The 17,031-nt window shown below is 55.6% G+C and carries 12 protein-coding genes; 7 read left to right on the top strand and 5 right to left on the bottom strand.

Annotation, left to right across the window (positions count from 1 at the left end):
* Positions 1-4 precede the first annotated feature (4 nt).
* Positions 5-1,546 (bottom strand): 2,3-bisphosphoglycerate-independent phosphoglycerate mutase, encoded by a 1,542-nt coding sequence (gpmI, locus tag CKO12_RS07900; protein WP_200154196.1) that lies wholly within the window; start codon positions 1,544-1,546, stop codon positions 5-7.
* 289 nt (positions 1,547-1,835) lie between these two features.
* Between gpmI and CKO12_RS07895 the strand changes: the two genes are divergently transcribed.
* The 3 genes from CKO12_RS07895 to CKO12_RS07885 all read left to right on the top strand — a co-directional run bounded on the left by CKO12_RS07895 (position 1,836) and on the right by CKO12_RS07885 (position 6,035).
* Entirely contained in the window at positions 1,836-2,897 is a 1,062-nt protein-coding gene (locus CKO12_RS07895) for a cytochrome-c peroxidase (RefSeq protein ID WP_200154195.1), read from the top strand.
* Positions 2,898-2,915: 18 nt separating this feature from the next.
* Positions 2,916-5,336, top strand: coding sequence for an O-linked N-acetylglucosamine transferase family protein (locus CKO12_RS07890; RefSeq protein ID WP_200154194.1), 2,421 nt, complete (start codon positions 2,916-2,918; stop codon positions 5,334-5,336).
* A 99-nt stretch (positions 5,337-5,435) separates the two neighbouring features.
* Positions 5,436-6,035 (top strand): hypothetical protein, encoded by a 600-nt coding sequence (locus tag CKO12_RS07885; RefSeq protein ID WP_200154193.1) that lies wholly within the window; start codon positions 5,436-5,438, stop codon positions 6,033-6,035.
* A 204-nt stretch (positions 6,036-6,239) separates the two neighbouring features.
* Here the strand turns inward: CKO12_RS07885 and CKO12_RS07880 are convergent, their stop codons facing one another.
* From CKO12_RS07880 to purF, 4 genes are all read right to left on the bottom strand, one after another.
* Complete coding sequence (locus CKO12_RS07880) at positions 6,240-6,578, bottom strand: HVO_A0114 family putative DNA-binding protein (RefSeq protein WP_200154192.1); 339 nt, start codon at positions 6,576-6,578, stop codon at positions 6,240-6,242.
* Positions 6,575-6,862 (bottom strand): hypothetical protein, encoded by a 288-nt coding sequence (locus CKO12_RS07875; protein ID WP_200154191.1) that lies wholly within the window; start codon positions 6,860-6,862, stop codon positions 6,575-6,577. The genes CKO12_RS07880 and CKO12_RS07875 overlap by 4 nt, the downstream gene beginning before the upstream one ends.
* The gene (locus CKO12_RS07870; RefSeq protein WP_200154214.1) at positions 6,859-8,052 is read right to left on the bottom strand and encodes an O-succinylhomoserine sulfhydrylase; all 1,194 of its coding nucleotides are present in this window, start codon (positions 8,050-8,052) and stop codon (positions 6,859-6,861) included. The genes CKO12_RS07875 and CKO12_RS07870 overlap by 4 nt, the downstream gene beginning before the upstream one ends.
* Before the next feature lie 130 nt (positions 8,053-8,182).
* Complete coding sequence (purF, locus tag CKO12_RS07865) at positions 8,183-9,697, bottom strand: amidophosphoribosyltransferase (protein WP_200154190.1); 1,515 nt, start codon at positions 9,695-9,697, stop codon at positions 8,183-8,185.
* Between the two features lie 147 nt (positions 9,698-9,844).
* On the opposite strand from purF, the gene CKO12_RS07860 reads away from it, so the two are divergent.
* The 4 genes from CKO12_RS07860 (at position 9,845) to CKO12_RS07845 (ending at position 16,986) form a co-directional block, all read left to right on the top strand.
* The gene (locus tag CKO12_RS07860; protein WP_200154189.1) at positions 9,845-12,121 is read left to right on the top strand and encodes a diguanylate cyclase; all 2,277 of its coding nucleotides are present in this window, start codon (positions 9,845-9,847) and stop codon (positions 12,119-12,121) included.
* Between the two features lie 92 nt (positions 12,122-12,213).
* Positions 12,214-15,660 (top strand): acyl-[ACP]--phospholipid O-acyltransferase, encoded by a 3,447-nt coding sequence (locus CKO12_RS07855; protein ID WP_200154188.1) that lies wholly within the window; start codon positions 12,214-12,216, stop codon positions 15,658-15,660.
* Positions 15,661-15,723: 63 nt separating this feature from the next.
* The gene (locus CKO12_RS07850) at positions 15,724-15,978 is read left to right on the top strand and encodes a hypothetical protein (RefSeq protein WP_200154187.1); all 255 of its coding nucleotides are present in this window, start codon (positions 15,724-15,726) and stop codon (positions 15,976-15,978) included.
* Positions 15,979-16,986: a S49 family peptidase gene (locus CKO12_RS07845; protein ID WP_200154186.1), complete on the top strand. Its 1,008-nt coding sequence runs from the start codon at positions 15,979-15,981 to the stop codon at positions 16,984-16,986.
* Positions 16,987-17,031: the final 45 nt, after the last annotated feature.

Raw genomic sequence — 17,031 nt, 5'->3', positions numbered from 1 at the left:
CAGCTCAGACCACCGCCGCGCCCAGCAACAGCGAGCGCCCGTCCATTTGCGGCGGAAGCGGCAGCCCCAGCAGCGTCAACACCGTCGGCGCGACATCTTTTAACTCGCCGCCAATGCCCAACAGCCACGGCGTTTCATCAATCACCATGCACGGCACCGGATACAGCGTGTGCTGGGTGTGCGGCGTCCCCGTCACCGGATCAACCATTTCGTCGCAGTTGCCGTGATCGGCAGTCAAAATAACGGCATAACCGCACGCCACCGCCGCATCCAGCACCCGCCCCACTTCAGCATCCAGCGCCTCCACTGCCGCAATCACCGCCTCGCGCACCGCCGTATGTCCGACCATATCGCCGTTGGCGAAGTTGACGACGATGAACGGAAAGCGCCGCTCGTGCAGCGCCGCAATCACCGCGTCGGCAACCGCTGGCGCACTCATTTCTGGCTGCAAATCGTAAGTCGCCACCTTGGGCGACGGAATCAGCACCCGCTCTTCGCCGGGAAATGGCTCGCTGCGCCCGCCGTTGAAAAAGAAGGTGACGTGCGCGTATTTCTCCGTTTCCGCGCAGTGGAATTGCGCCAGCCCCGCGTCGCTCAAAATCGCGCCGAGCGTGGTTTTGGGCATATCGTGCTCAAACGCAAACGGCAGCCCAAAGCTGGTGTCATATTCCATCATGCAGGTGACGTTGACGGCGCTCACCCCGCGCCGGTCGAAGTGGTTGAACTCCGGCTGAAATAGCGGTTCCAAGAGCTGGCGCGGGCGATCTTTGCGAAAATTGAGGTGGATCACATGATCGTCGTTGCCAATCTGCTCCGCGCCGTCCAGCACGGTCGGGCGGATAAATTCATCATCTTCTCCAGCGGCATACGCAGCCTCAATCGCCGCCAACGCACTGGCTGCACGGCGACCTTCGCCATCGACCAGCGCCCGCCACGCCAATTCGGTGCGTTCCCAGCGGTTATCACGATCCATCGCGTAATAGCGCCCGCTGACTGTGGCAATTTGTCCACCGGCAGCCGCGAGTGCGGTCTCCAGCGCGGGCAAATAATTGCGCACTGAGCGCGGCGGCGTGTCGCGCCCGTCAGCAAACAGATGAACCAGCGGGCGAGCGCCCTGTTGTCGGCTTAATTCAATCAATGCCAGCAAGTGATTGACGTGACTGTGAACGCCGCCATCGGACACCAAGCCCATCATGTGCAGCGGGCGCTGCGCCCGTACCGCAGCTTGGGCGGCGGCAACCAGCACCGGATTGGTAAAAAAGCTGCCGTCGCGGATCGCTTGATCGATCAGCACCAAATCTTGGCGGACGATGCAGCCGGAGCCGAGCGACATGTGCCCGACCTCGGAATTGCCCATTTGCCCATCCGGTAAACCGACCGCCAGCCCGGAGGCTTGCAAGGTGGTGTGCGGATGATGGGCGAAATAGTGGTCAAGGCGCGGGGTGTGGGCGAGGACGACGGCGTTATTGGCTTTGGCGGGATTGATGCCAACACCGTCCAAAATCACGAGAAGCACCGGACGGTGCGGTTGCTGCGGTTGGGTCATGGGGAAGCTCGGAATTGAATAACCAGCGGTTGTAGTGTCAGTTGTCAGGTGAATTCAACAACATAGGATATTTAGATGTGAATTGGGTTTAAGAATAATCGTGATTGCGCTTGATGTCGATTGTTCACGCGCCAGCACTCTGCTCACGGGTTGACTTTCTAAGTGTTTGATGTTTTTTGAAAAACTGCCAACGAAAACCCGATGCCAACACACTCGGCGCTAGTGCCACCATGCGCACCGCGCTACCATTTTGCGCTCTTACCAACCCTCCACTGCATGAGAAACCCAGATGTCAAAATCTTTGCTGACGCTTGCCATCATTGCCGCTCTGAGCGCGACCGGCGCGACTGCCGCGACCGACACTGCTTCGCCCGAGCAGGAATTACGCGCCAAAGCCACTGCCGCTGGGCTGCAACCCTTGCCCCGCACTGCGCCCGCGCAGCGCGATAACCCAACCAGCGCCGAGAAAATCGCCCTCGGCAAGATGTTGTTTTTTGATCCGCGTCTGTCTGCCAGCGGCGTGATTAGCTGCAACACCTGCCACAACCTCGGCACCGGCGGCGATGACAATTTGCCGACTTCTATCGGACACGGCTGGCAACGCGGCCCGCGCAATTCGCCGACTGTGTTTAATGCCGTGTTTAACAAGGCGCAATTTTGGGACGGACGCGCTGAGGATTTGAAAGCGCAGGCGAAAGGGCCGGTGCAGGCGGGCGTGGAAATGAACAATAAACCGGAGCAAGTCGTCGCCACGTTGAAAAGTATGCCGGGCTATATCCAACGGTTTACTCGCGCCTTCCCCGGCGAGGCAGACCCGGTCACGTTCGACAACATGGCAAAGGCGATTGAAGCCTTTGAAGTGACGCTGGTGACGCCGAATGCGCCGTTTGATCGGTTTATGAAAGGCAAAGATAACGCGCTGAATTCTGAGCAAAAAGAAGGGCTTGGGCTGTTTATTCAGCGCGGTTGCACCTCGTGTCACAACGGCGCCAACGTCGGTGGTCAAGCCTATTTCCCCTTTGGTTTGATTAAGCGCCCCGGCGCAGACGTGTTGCCACCGGAGGATAAAGGACGCTTTGCCGTCACCAAATCCGCGTCAGATGAATACGTCTTCCGCGCTGCGCCGCTGCGCAACGTCGCCCAGACCGCGCCCTATTTCCACTCCGGGCTAGTGTGGGACCTCAAGCAAGCCGTCGCCATCATGGGCGCAGCCCAGCTCGGCGCGACGATTGATGATGCCGAAGCGGGCAAGATCGCCGCATTTTTGGGGGCGTTGACGGGAGAAGCGCCCAAGGTCGATTACCCGCAGTTGCCGCTGGAAACTGATACGACTCCGCGTCCGCAGTATTAACAGTTGAATGAGCACGCCATGACCACGTCTCCACTTGAATCCCTCACCGAGCTGTTTACCGCCGTCGAACAGTTGAAAACTGCCGGGCAAACCGAAGCAGCATTGGCGCGGTATCGCCACTGGCTGGCGCAAGCCGCAGCCTCACCGTTGGCGTATGCGGTGTGGTTCAACTTGGGCGTGGAATTGGCGGCGCTCAAACGTCCGACCGAGGCAATTGCCGCTTATCAACAAGCACTGGCAATAAAAGATGATTTTGTGCCGGCACATTTCAATCTCGGCACCCAACTGGAACAGCTCGGACAACCGGCGGCGGCACTCGCGCAGTGGCACGCCATTCTTGACAACTATCAGGTCACGCTGGCGGGCGATCTCGCGCTGCACACGCTGGTACTCAATAACCTCGGACGGCTGCTCGAAATTGAGCGCGATTATCCGGCCGCCGAGGCGATGCTGGCGCGGAGCTTGCTGTCGGATGCTGCGCAGCCCAAGGCGCTGCAACATTGGCTGCATCTGCGGCAAAAACAGTGCGCGTGGCCGTTATTTGCGGAATTGGGGCGCGTCACGCCTGAGCAGATGATCGCTGCTGCGTCGGCGCTGTCCACGTTGGCGCTGACCGATGATCCGGCGCAGCAGTTGGCCATCGCGCAGCGGTTTGTCGCCGAGCGCGTCGCGCCAGCTCCGCCTCCGCTTGCCACTGCGGACGGCTACGGACATCGCAAGCTGCGGATCGGCTATCTCTCATCAGATTTCTGTTTGCATCCGGTGGCGCTGTTGACGGTGCAGTTATTCGAGCTGCACGACCGCGAGCGATTCGCGGTGCATGGTTTTTGTTGGACGCGAGAAGACGGCTCGGCACTGCGGCGGCGAATCATCGCGGCGATGGATCAATTCACTGTGATTGGCGAGCTGGACGATGCAGCGGCGGCGCGGTGCATTCGAGAGCAGGAAATTGATATTTTAATTGATTTACAAGGGCTTACCAGCGGGGCGCGTCCCAACGTGTTGATGCAGCGCCCCGCGCCGGTGCAGATCAGTTATCTGGGTTTTCCGGGCACCAGCGGGCTGCCGACGCTGGATTATTTATTGGCGGATGCGTTTTTGATCCCGGACGACGAGCGCCAGCATTACAGCGAGCAGCCGTTGCTAATGCCGCAGTGTTTTCAGGTGAGCGACTGCCGCCGTGATCAAGCGCCGCCGCTGACGCGAGCAGCGGTGGGTTTGGCGGAGGATGCGTTTGTATTCTGTTGTTTTAACAACAATTACAAGATCACTGAGGAAGTGTTTGGCGCGTGGATGCGGATTTTGCAGCAGGTGCCCGGCAGTCTGCTGTGGCTGCTGGCAGATAATCCGTCGGTGCCGCTGAATCTGCGGCGGGAAGCGCAGCAGCGCGGGATCGATCCGCAGCGGCTGGTGTTTGCCGAACGGGTCGCGCCAGCGGTGTATCTCACGCGCTACACGTTGGCGGATGTCTTTCTCGACACCTTCCCGTTCAATGCCGGCACGACGGCGAATGATGCGCTGTGGATGGGGCTGCCGGTGTTGACGCGCAGCGGGCGGGCATTTGCGGCACGGATGGCAGGCGCATTGCTCCACGCCGCCGGGCTGGATGCGCTGATTGTGGACACGTTGGCGGAATACGAGGTGCTGGCGGTGCAGTTGGCGCAGTCGCCGTCGCTGCTGCTGGCGCTGAAAACGGCGGCAGCGGCGCTGCGTGAGCACGGCGGGATATTCGATATGCCAGCGCGGGTGCGGGAGATTGAGGCGCTGTATGTGCAGGCGTATGTCGAGAAATGCCCGACTGCCGCCCTTTTTCAAAACGAGAGTGAGGAAAGTGCGGCAACGATTCCGTGCGTGTTGCAGCTTGGTGGTGAGCAAGCAGCCAGCAGTGAGATGGTGCCCATTTTTCAGCGCGAGCAGTGGCGGCACCTCCGTTATGACTGCGATCCGACGACGCAGCCGGATATTGTCGGCGCACTCAACGACTTGCGAGCGGTGCCAACGGGCGCGATGGACGCGGTGCTGCTCAATCACACGCTGGAACGATTGTTTGCTCACGAGGTGAGCGTGGTGCTGGCAGAAGTGCGGCGCGTGCTCAAACCAGCGGGCTTTGTGGTCGTGATTTGCGCCGATTTGCAGGCAGCCTGCGCCAAAATTGCCGCAAATCAGGCGAATCAACCACTGTGGCAGGCGGACGTGCCTCTCACGCCAATTGATCTCATCTTTGGTCATCAAGCCGCCATTGCTGCCGGTCACACGCAATTGGCGCACCGCTGCGGCTTCACCCGCGACAGCTTGGCGGCGGCGCTGACGGCTGCCAACTTTGGGCGCGTCGGCGTGATCGCCCGCCCGGAATACGGTGATTTATGGGGATTTGCGAGCGTGCAACCGCTGCTCGCCGCTGATTTTGCCGAATTAAGCCAGCGCGTGTTTATTCAATAATCAATACGATTTTGATTAACATTATTTTATTCTTATATTATTCATAAAATTGTGTTATGCTGCTATGCAACAAAATAACACTTTTTCACTGAGGTTGACATGGCAAGTGCATCATTGCGTTCTTCTGTACAAGGACAACCATTTAATGACGTGCTCAACGAATTACACGCGCACACCTTCACCGGAGTGCCCGGCGAATCCGATCCATTTACGTTGAGCGAATTAGACCGCGAATATATTGCGTATGCGCTGGCGCTGTATTATCAATGCGATCATTGCAGCCAATATCACGGTCGTGCGATTGAACGTTTGCGCAAAGAATTAAACTGCGTCGATTGGGATTGGCAGGCAGAAATGGTCAAATTGATTCTATTTTTGCGCACCAGTCACGATACGATTTCAACCTTGGAATGGAAAGGTTGGATGGAGGCATGGCGGAGTTTTGCGGAGCGCATTCATCATCATCATTTTGGGCTGGGCTGTAACATTGCGTATGCGATTGGCATTGCCCGCGCTGATGAGCATTTAATGACGGTGGCGTTCAAATCATTAACGATTCTGTTCGCCGATGAGAATACGTTATTAGGCGCGATTCGGGATATTGATCGGGTGGTGGTGTTTATGAAGGCTGCGACTTCAAAAAACCGCACCGATCCGATGTTGCGAAAGCAATTGCAATCACGCGGCATTCAAGTGTAAGTCAATGACTGACTGCTGAATAAAATAACCCCGCGCTGTCATTCAACAGCGCGGGGTTTTTATGTGTAGGTTGGGTTGCCGCTGTTGGCAACCCAACAACTGACGCCAACATCACTGCGATTGAATTACACCGTTGTCGCACAAGGGAGTTGGGTTTTTCATGCTTTGCAGTTGGGTTGACGCGGTCAACCCAACCTACAACTTTCACGGTCGCAACATAAAATCAACATGCACCGCATCAAAAGGAAATTCAATCGCGCCATCTTTGCGGCGATTTAATAAGCCAGCATTAACTAACACTGCGACATCTTCATGCACAATTTTCACTTGGCAACCCACCCGCCGCACGATTTCACATAAACTGACCGGTCCCAAGCCAGTGATGGCGTTGAGAATTGCCCAGCGGCGCGGCGTCAAGGTTTTCCACAAATCAGCAGTCGTTTCAAAACCACGAAAATGATCTTGCGCATCACCATTAAATGCTTTTATAAAACGAGCGTTAATTGCATCGCGCTGTAAAACACCAATTGTCACCATGCTCATACTTGCCCCGCGTGATATTCATCAACCCGTTGCCAAAATTCATTTAATAATTCAGTTAAAACTGCTTCGGGCGTTAATGCAGGATGTGCCAGTTGTCGTCCGGCTCCCGTGTCATTATCCAGAGAAAAGGCGCAGCCGCCATTCACAATGAAAGCCAGCCGATATTTTAATTGGGAATGGTGCGTGGTGGTGTTGGTGACGCGCCAGACGCGCAATTGCGCAAAAGCGCGTTCTCCTTGCTTAACATGCGCACTAAACAATTGCTCACTGTGGTCATCTTTCATAATGGTGGCAGCGTGTGAAATGCTAAATCCGCTTGAATATCGTGAATTGATTCTAATCCGACCGCAATCCGAATCAAGCCATCGCTAATCCCCACCGCAGCGCGTTCCTCCGCCGTCAAGCGCCCGTGCGTGGTGGTCGCCGGATGCGTGATCGTGGTTTTGGTGTCGCCGAGATTGGCGGTAATCGACAGCAGCCGCGTGGCATCAATCAATTGCCACGCCGCCGCCTGTCCGCCGTGTACCGCAAAAGTGACGATGCCGCCGCCAGTGCGCTGTTGGCTACCGACGAGATGCTGCTGCGGATGGCCGGGCAAACCGGGGTAATAGACCTGCGCGACCGCCGGTTGCGTGTGCAGCCACGCGGCGAGCTGCGCGGCGTTTTGAGAATGCGCCAGCATCCGTAATTCCAACGTTTCCAAGCCCTTCAGAAAAATCCACGCATTAAACGGACTCAGCGTCACTCCGGCGGTGCGCAACACGCCGTACACCTCCTCGCCGACGATTTGGCGATTGCCGACCACCGCGCCGCCGACGCAGCGCCCTTGTCCGTCAAGATATTTCGTCGCCGAATGCACCACCACATCTGCGCCGAATTCCAGCGGACGTTGCAGCGCCGGGGTGCAAAAGCAGTTATCCACCGCCAGCAGGCAGTCGTGACGATGGGCGAGATCGGCGAGCTGGCGCAGATCGACCATTTCCATCAGCGGATTGGACGGCGTCTCGCAAAACAACAGCCGCGTGCGGTCATCAATTGCCGCTTCCCACGCGCCCAAATCAGTCGGCGGCACATACACGGTCTCAATGCCAAACCGCGCTAAATACTTGTTAAACAACATGGTTGTGCTGCCAAACAGACTGCGCGACGCCACGATCCGCTCACCGCTGCGCAACAAGCCCATGCACGTCGCCAAGATCGCCGCCATGCCCGACGCAGTCGCCACCGCGCAGTCGCCACCTTCCAACGTCGCCAGCCGTTCCTCGAACGCCCGCACGGTCGGATTGGTGAAACGTGAATAAATGTTGCCCGCTTGCGCACCACTGAACCGCGCCGCAGCTTCAGCCGCGCTGGCAAACACATAGCTGGAGGTTGTGAAAATTGGCTCGCTGTGTTCACCCTCCGCCGTGCGGTGATGACCGGTGCGAATGGCGCGAGTAGCGAACTGCAATTCTTCCCAATTCTGTGATGACAACAGCGGGTTTTCTAATTCAGTTGTGAATTCCACAGGCGATGTACTCAATAGAAAGTTGGCAGTTGTCGGTTATCAGTTGTCAGTATTACGTTAAATGCAACTGCCGCAGTGATGATCAACAGACGGGAATTTAATCCGAATTATAAAGATCAAGCGCCGTCTCGCAATTCATTAAATGCGGATGTTTCGCACGATCATTGCGCCGTGCTTCTAAACTGCGCAAATATTCCGGCGTGACATCGCCAGTAATATACACGCCATCAAAAACGGAAGTATCAAAACGATCAACGTGACTTTTACCTTTTTTCTGCACCGCCACAATTAAATCATTCAAATCTTGAAACAACAATCCATCCGCGCCCAATTCGCGTGCGACTTCTTCATCGCTGCGCCCGTGCGCAATCAATTCACTCGCAGCCGGCATATCAATGCCATACACATTCGGATACCGCACCGGCGGCGCTGCTGAAGCGAAATAAACTTGATGAGCGCCAGCTTCGCGTGCCATTTGAATAATCTGCTGTGAAGTGGTGCCGCGCACAATGGAATCATCTACTAATAGCACGTTTTTCTTGCGAAATTCTAAACTGATGGCGTTGAGTTTTTGTCGCACTGATTTCTTGCGCACCTTTTGCCCCGGCATGATAAAGGTGCGGCCGATATAGCGGTTTTTAATAAACCCTTCGGCATAAGACACGCCCAGATGATTGGCTAATTGCAATGCGGCGGTGCGGCTGGTGTCTGGAATAGGAATCACGACATCAATATCGTGAGTTGACCATTCACGTTTAATTTTAGTTGCCAGCTTTTTACCCATCCGCGAGCGGGCTTTATAGACTGAAATGTTGTCAATGATTGAATCAGGACGCGCAAAATAAACGAATTCAAAAATGCAGGGTGAGAGAATTGGCTGCGGCGCACATTGCTGAGTGTACAATTGCCCATCAATCGTCATTAACACCGCTTCACCCGGCGCAACATCCGCCACAATTTTGAAACCGAGCGCATCTAATGCGACGCTTTCAGAAGCAATCATGTATTCCACGCCATCGCTGGTTTCGCGCCGTCCATAAATTAAAGGACGAATGCCATTGGGATCACGAAAGCCAAAAACACCAAAGCCGGGAATCATTGCCACTGCCGCATAACCACCGCGACAACGTCGATGCACTCCCGTCACGGCACGAAAAATATCTTGCTCGTCAATACGCAATTTGCCCTGTTGCTGCAATTCGTGCGCAAAGACATTTAATAGCACTTCCGAATCAGAATCGGTATTGAGATGCCGCAAATCATCAACAAAAAGATCGCGTTTTAACGCATCCGCATTGGTCAAATTGCCGTTGTGCGCTAATACAATGCCATAAGGGGAATTGACATAAAACGGCTGCGCTTCGGCGGAACTCGCCGCGCCAGCGGTGGGATAACGGACATGACCGATGCCGAGCGTGCCGCGCAATTGAATCATGTGACGGGTTTGGAAGACGTCGCGTGCCAACCCATTATCTTTGCGTAGGAACAGACGCTCGCCCTGACAGGTGACGATGCCAGCGGCATCCTGTCCACGATGCTGCAACACCAGCAGCGCATCATAAAGTGCTTGATTAACGGGACTTTTACCGACGATGCCAACGATGCCGCACATGACAATTCTCGCCATCGCTGCGGCAGAAGACGCAATACCGGAGCGATGAAGCAAATGATTGAAAACGCGGCAAGGTAACGCAGAATTTCACACTGGGCAATGAAACGCCCAATAGCGCGGTTGCGCGGAATATCTCGGACGCTCAGGATGCAAAATAGTCTCAACTCATTATTAACGCGGCACATGGTGATGACGGTCGTCCCCCAACTCAGCGGCTGGCTCTGGCGATTTCTCCTCGTCATCACCATCGCGCCCGCTGCATGGCCGTCGTCTGCACACGCGCACACTGCGCCCCCCGTCACGCTCACGACCGCTGAACGCGCATTCATTCAAGCCCATCCCGTGCTCACGCTCGGCACCAGCGATGCGTGGGAACCTTACGTCATCGTCGGCTCCGACGGTCACGTCAGCGGTTATGACGCCGACATCCTCGCGCAGATCAAGCGCCTCACCGGTTTAGACATCCGCCTGCTGCCCGGCGACTGGCGGCTGCGGCAAGAACAAGCGCAACGGCGCGAGATTGACGGCCTGAGCACCGGCGGCATTCACCCCGAACGCCGCACTTATCTCAATTTTTCCGACCCTTACATCCGCCTTAATAAATTCGTTCTCGTCACCAAAGGCAACCCGCACAACATCCGCACCCGCGCCGATTTGGACGGACGCACTATCGCCATTCATCGCGGCAACCTCGCTGATGAAAAGATCGCGCAAGGCTTCCCCCGCTCGCACATCGTCCCGCTCGACAGCGTCGACGCCGTGATTGACGCCGTTTCCAGCGGGCGCGTTGACGCCACTTTCGACAACGGCTCAATGCTGTATCGCGCCAATCGTATTGGCAGCCCTTATTTACAATTTGCGTTATCAATCAATGAATCGCTGGAGCTTGCTTTTGGCGTTCGCACCGATTGGCCAGAAGCCATTTCAATTATTAACAAAGCCTTAACTGCGCTCGGTGATGACGAGCGCCAGCGCATTCAAGCCCGCTGGTTTTTAACTCCGCTTGATAACGTGCAATCGCTCACCACCCGCGTGATTTTGAATAATGACGAAACTGAATTTTTAGATCGGCTCGGCGCAATTCGATTGTGCATTGATCCGAATTGGATGCCGATTGAAGCCTTGCTGCCAGACGGCACTCATCAAGGCATTTTGCACGACTTAATTACCGAATTAATGCAGCGTTTGGGACGCAGCACCGAATTAGTGCGTACCGCCAGTTGGGAGGAATCACTCAGCGCCATTCGTGCCGGACGCTGCGACATGATTTCCGGTGCCGCAATTACGCCCGAACGCAGCGAATATCTCAATTTCACGCGCCCACTATTAACCGAACCGCTGGTGCTTGCCATTCGGTCTGATAATACGTTTGATGGCACCCTCGATCACTATTTTAATCAAACCTTTATCATGGTATCTGGTCACGCTGCGATTGAATTATTGCGCCGTCATTATCCCGCCATGCGTATTGTAGAAGCGCCAGATGTCGCCACCGCGATTCGTGCCGTTGCCAACGGCAATGCGTTTGGTTATATCGACTTATTGCCCACGATTACTTGGATAGCGCAGCACAACAACATTCTCAATATCAAAATTGCTGGCAATCTCGATGAATACTATGAATTAGCCATCGCCGTGCGCAAAGAATTACCGTTATTATTATCGGCGCTCTCCAAAGCCGTCGCCAGCTTACATCCTGAAGAGATTCAAGCGATTCGCGCCCACTGGATTTCAATTCGCTATGAACAGCCCGCCGATTATCGCTGGCTGTGGCCGTATTTCACCGGCGGCATTTTATTATTGATTGTCATGTCAGTGTGGACACATCGCCTCAGCCGCTTAAATGACGCCTTACGCGCTGCCAATATCCGCATCACCTTATTAACCATCACTGACGAACTCACCGGCTTATTTAATCGCCGTCATTTCCATGAAGTCATGGAACGCGAATGGCGGCGAGCACTGCGCGAACAGCGCCCGCTGCACTTGTTAGTGATTGATATTGATTATTTCAAATTGTATAACGACAATTATGGTCATCCCGCCGGAGATGTCGTCTTAAAGCGCGTGGGTGAATTATTAAACTTTCATACCCGGCGCGGCAGTGATTTTGCGTTTCGGATTGGCGGCGAAGAATTCGCCGTGTTGCTTACGGAAACCAATCAAGAAGCGGCGCTTGTGTTTGCGGAATCATTACGCAGCGGCGCAGAACAGCTCGCCATTCCTCACGCATACAATGCCATCGCGCCAGTTGTTACCCTGTCATTGGGTTTAGTGTGTATTCTGACTGACCCCACTGCTGCACAAGTGATGATGTTGAATTGGGAAATGGCTTATCACCGCGCTGATGAATTGTTATATCACGCCAAAACCGCAGGACGTAATCGGGTGATTGCGGGGCAGTGGCACGCATCAACACCATAAAAAAGTTGTCAGTTTTCAGTTAGCGGTTGTCAGTAAAAAGCACGGTTGTCGCCGATAACTGACAACTCAATCAATTATTGAGCGAGGGTGTTATGGGACAATTGTTCCGCATTACCGGTTTTTTATCGTATCTCGTGATGCTATTTTTGAATGCGTTTGTGGATTTAGGGCACAAGATCATCATTCAAAATACGCTCTTCAAAACCTATGACGGCGACGCGCAAATTTTATTCACTGCAATTGTCAACGCGCTGATCTTGTTACCCTTCGTTTTATTATTTACACCGTCAGGGTATTTATCCGACCGGTTTCCTAAAAATCAGGTGATGCGGATTAGCGCGTGGTTTGCCGTCGCGCTCACGTTGGCAATCACTCTGTTTTATTATCTCGGCTGGTTTTGGGCAGCTTTTGCGATGACCTTTTTATTGGGCGCACAAGCAGCAATTTATTCACCAGCGAAATACGGGTTTATTAAAGAATTAGTCGGCACCCCGGCACTCGCTGCCGCGAATGGTTGGGTGCAAGCCGCTACAACTACCGCAATTCTTACTGGCATTTTTGTATTTTCAATTCTGTTTGAACAGCAATTGAGCACCGCTGTATTTGCCACGCCCAATGATGTGATGCACTTCATTGCACCATTAGGTTGGTTATTGGTGTTGTGTTCATTGGTTGAAGTCACGCTGGCGTATCGTTTACCGCACCGCGCCGCCACTCAAATCGCAGCATTTGATTGGGCGGCATATCGCAGCGGCCGCTCACTGCGCGACAACCTGCGCCGTACCCACGCGCAACCCATTATTTGGCGGGCAATCATCGGCTTGGCGCTGTTTTGGGCGATTTCGCAGGTGCTGTTGGCGGTCTTTCCCGCCTTCGCCAAAGACGCGCTCGGCGTCACCAACACCATCGTCATTCAAGGAATGTTGGCCTGCTCCGGGCTGGGCATCATCGGCGGCTCCATCATCGCCGGTCGCCTATCACGCGATCACATCGCCACCGCGCTGATTCCGGTGGGCGCAATCGGCATCGCCATTACGCTGTTTATTTTGCCAACTCTCAGCAGCGTCATTGCGCACACGCTCAACTTTTTCAGTCTCGGCGTGTTGGCGGGATTTCTGCTGGTGCCGCTCAACGCCCTGATGCAAGCGCAAGCGCCGCCGGAGCAGTTGGGGCGCATCTTGGCCGCTAATAACTTCATTCAAAACAATCTGATGCTCGCGTTTTTAGTGCTCACGGTCGCCGCTGCGTATTTCAATCTCAGCAGCTTGGTGTTGTTGCTGGCGCTGGCCGTGATCGCCGTGATTGGCGCGGGTTACAGCCTCACGCAGTTGCCACAAGCTTTGGTGCGCGTCCTGATTCACGGCGCGATCTCAGCGCGGTATCGCTTAACAATCATTGGTTTAGAACAGCTCCCGCCGAGCGGTGGCGTCTTGTTGCTGGGCAATCACGTCAGTTGGATTGATTGGGCGCTGCTGCAAATCGCCAGCCCGCGTCCGGTGCGTTTCGTGATGGAACGCGCCATTTATCAACACTGGGGCTGGCGCTGGTTGCTGGATGTGTTTGGCGTGATTCCGATTTCCCGCGCCAGCAGTCGCCAAGCCATTCGCAGCGTTGCTGAAGTGCTCGATGCCGGTGAAGTGGTGTGCGTTTTTCCCGAAGGCACGTTGAGCCGTAACGGACAACTGTCTGATTTTAAGCGTGGTTTTGAATTAGCCGCCCAAGCTGCGCAGCACGGCGTGATCATCCCGTTTTATCAGCGCGGGTTGTGGGGCAGCCGCTTTTCCTGCGCCAGCACCGCGCTCAAACGCCAGCGGCGAGTGCGCGGACGCCGTGAAGTCTGCATCGCATTTGGGCAGCCGCTGGCGCTGACGGCGGGCGCAGAAACGGTCAAGCAAGCGGTGTTTCAACTGTCCGTCGCCGCGTGGCAGCGTCACGTTGCGCAAGTGCCGACGGTGCCAGAAGTGTGGTTGGCGACGGCGAGCCGTCAGCGCAGCGCCGTGACGGTGATTGATTCCAGCGGCGGGACGTTGACCAATCGCCGGTTGCTGACGGCAGTCTGGCTATTTGCAGCGCGGCTGCGCCAGCTCGTGCCGGAGCCGGTGATCGGGATTGCGTTGCCGCCGAGTAGCGCCGGGGTGATCGTCAATCTGGCGGCGCTGGCGCTGGGCAAAACGGTGGTCAATCTCAACTACACCGCTGGCGCGGAGGCGCTGCGGGCGAGCGTGGCGCAGGCGGGCATTCGTCACGTCATCACGGCGGAGCGGTTTTTACGGCGGCTGGAGCAGCGCGGGATTGATCTGCCCGCCGCGCTGCCGGCAGTGACGCTGCATCGGCTCGAAATCCTCCGCGCTGAGATCGGACGCAGTGCGGCGTTGACGCGGCTGGTGCTGGTCAGCGTGTTGCCGCAGTGGGCGCTGCGGCGGTTGCTGCTGCGCCCCACTGCGCCGACGGCAACGGCAGCGATTTTGTTCTCCAGCGGCAGCGAAGGTGTGCCCAAAGGCATCGAACTGACGCATCGCAATCTGGTTGCCAACGTGCAGCAAACCGCTGAGGTGCTCAATGTGCAGGATGAAGAGCGCGTGTTGGCGAATCTGCCGTTATTTCATGCGTTTGGCTTGACGGTGACGACGGTGCTGCCGCTGCTAGAAGGCATTCCGTTGATTTGCCATCCCGATCCGACTGACGTGCTCGGCACCGCCAAAGCGATTGCCCGCCATCGCGCCACGCTGTTTTTCAGCACTGCGACCTTTTTGCGGCTCTACGTCCGCCACCAGCGCGTTGATCCGCTGATGTTGCAATCGCTGCGGCTGGTGATTGCTGGCGCAGAGCGACTGGGTTCGGCGGTGCGTGAGGCGTTTGCGCTGAAGTTTTATCTGCCGATTTATGAGGGTTATGGCGCGACCGAGACGACGCCGGTGGCGAGTGTCAATGTGCCCAACGCGCTTGATCTGGATAACTGGAAAACGCAGTCGAGTTCGCGGCTGGGCACGGTGGGAATGCCGCTGCCGGGGACGTGTTTTCGCATTGTTGAGCCGACGACTGGCGCGGAGCTGACGCCGGGCACAGATGGCTTGATTTTGATCGGCGGGGTGCAGGTGATGCGCGGTTATCTCGATGCGCCGGATAAAACAGCGGCGGTGATTCACGAGCGCGACGGCATTCGTTGGTACGCCAGCGGCGACAAAGGGCATCTGGACGCGGATGGCTTTTTGACCATCGTGGATCGCTACTCGCGCTTTGCCAAAATCGGCGGCGAGATGGTGAGTTTGAGCGCGGTGGAAGATCAGATACGGCTGGCGCTGGCGCAGCCGGAGTTGGAACTGCTGGCAGTCGCGGTGCCCGATGAGCGCAAAGGTGAGCAGATTGTGCTGTTGGTCGCTGGCGCGGTGGAGGTTGACGCGCTGCGGCGGCAATTATTGGCGGCGGGCATGAATCCGCTGCATTTGCCGGCGGTGATTCAAGCGGTGGCGGCGATTCCCAAACTCGGCAGCGGTAAAACTGATTTTGGCGCAGCGCGGGCGCTGGTGGCAGCAGAATGAGATGGCGATTGCTTTATTGCCGATGCTTTGTTAAAAACTAACGAGCGGTGGCGGTGCGTTGAATTGCAGTTTATTTCAATCTGCAATGACACCATCGCCGCCGTATTTGCATTATTTATTGCGATTGATTGGGAGTACGTCATTATGGCAGGCAGTTCACTGGCGGCCGCAGAGTTATTGCTGGTGGTTGGGTTATTGGGTTGGTTTTTTTATTCGCAGCAGGCGGCATCAAAACGCACGGCGCAATTGAAACAAGAGCAGGAACCGACGCCGACGCCAGCTTCAGATTCATCACCTTCAACACGGGATCAGCATTAAATGAACTGGAAGTTGTGGAATCGCGCACAGCATCGCCTGCCAACGCCGGATGATCCTGATTGGGATCGCGCCTTGATTAACTACATGGCGGCAGATTATCTGCGCGGGCAGCGGTCACGGCGACGCTGGAGTTTGATTTTCAAGTCGCTAATTTTTCTGTATTTCGTGGGAATTTTAGTGGCGATTGCGGTGCCGGATGTGCTGGATGAAATGTCGTCACCAGAGGCGCATGTGGCGCTGATTGAGGTGAAAGGGACAATCGCTGCGGAGAGCGAGGCGAGCGCCGATAACGTGATTAGTGCGCTGCGGACGGCATTTGAAACCGACGCAGTGAAGGGCATTATTTTGCGGATCAATAGCCCGGGCGGCAGTCCGGTGCAAGCGGGTTATATCAATGATGAAATCAAACGCTTGAAGGCGAAGTATTTGAAGGAAAAAGAAAAGGATTTGCCGGTATACGCGGTGGCAGTCGATTTGTGCGCTTCTGGCGGGTATTACATTGCGGTCGGCGCAGATGCCATTTATGTCGATAAAGGGAGTTTAATTGGTTCGATTGGGGTGCGGATTGGTGGGTTTGGCTTTCAGGATTTGATGAAAGATATTGGCGTGGAACGGCGGCTGCTGACCGCTGGCGCGAATAAGGGCATTCTTGATCCGTTTTCGCCGTTGCCAGAAGAACAGCGGACGTTTATTCAAGGGGTGCTCAATACGCTGCATCAACAATTCATTGCGGAAGTGAAAAGCGGACGCGGTGATAAACTCAAAGGTGGCGAGGAAGTATTCAGCGGATTGTTTTGGAGTGGACAAGAGGCGGTGGCGCTGGGATTGGCGGACGGGCTAGGTAGTTCCAGTTATGTTGCCCGCGAAGTGATTGGCACCGAGACCATCGTTGAATACACCAAAAAGCGCGATTTGTTGGATTCATTTGCGAAACGGTTGGGAGTGAGTTTTAGCACTGGGCTATTGGAGCCGATGTTGAATTGGTGGGGTGGTGCGGCGGTGCATTAAAGCAATTGCGGTTGACTGCACTGACAACCGATAACTGATAACGCA

The organism is Chromatium okenii, assembly GCF_016583745.1.
GTDB lineage: Bacteria > Pseudomonadota > Gammaproteobacteria > Chromatiales > Chromatiaceae > Chromatium > Chromatium okenii.
The sequence above is the reverse complement of the archived record's forward strand: the minus strand, read 5'-3'. Positions and strand labels throughout refer to the sequence as shown.

Excerpts from the sequence above, each read along its gene's own strand:
- CKO12_RS07855 (WP_200154188.1), top strand. The coding sequence starts at position 12,214 with ATGGGACAATTGTTCCGCATTACCGGTTTTTTATCGTATCTCGTGATG.
- purF (WP_200154190.1), bottom strand. The coding sequence starts at position 9,697 with ATGTGCGGCATCGTTGGCATCGTCGGTAAAAGTCCCGTTAATCAAGCA.
- gpmI (WP_200154196.1), bottom strand. The coding sequence starts at position 1,546 with ATGACCCAACCGCAGCAACCGCACCGTCCGGTGCTTCTCGTGATTTTG.
- CKO12_RS07885 (WP_200154193.1), top strand. The coding sequence starts at position 5,436 with ATGGCAAGTGCATCATTGCGTTCTTCTGTACAAGGACAACCATTTAAT.
- CKO12_RS07890 (WP_200154194.1), top strand. The coding sequence starts at position 2,916 with ATGACCACGTCTCCACTTGAATCCCTCACCGAGCTGTTTACCGCCGTC.
- CKO12_RS07895 (WP_200154195.1), top strand. The coding sequence starts at position 1,836 with ATGTCAAAATCTTTGCTGACGCTTGCCATCATTGCCGCTCTGAGCGCG.
- CKO12_RS07860 (WP_200154189.1), top strand. The coding sequence starts at position 9,845 with ATGCAAAATAGTCTCAACTCATTATTAACGCGGCACATGGTGATGACG.
- CKO12_RS07845 (WP_200154186.1), top strand. The coding sequence starts at position 15,979 with ATGAACTGGAAGTTGTGGAATCGCGCACAGCATCGCCTGCCAACGCCG.
- CKO12_RS07875 (WP_200154191.1), bottom strand. The coding sequence starts at position 6,862 with ATGAAAGATGACCACAGTGAGCAATTGTTTAGTGCGCATGTTAAGCAA.
- CKO12_RS07880 (WP_200154192.1), bottom strand. The coding sequence starts at position 6,578 with ATGAGCATGGTGACAATTGGTGTTTTACAGCGCGATGCAATTAACGCT.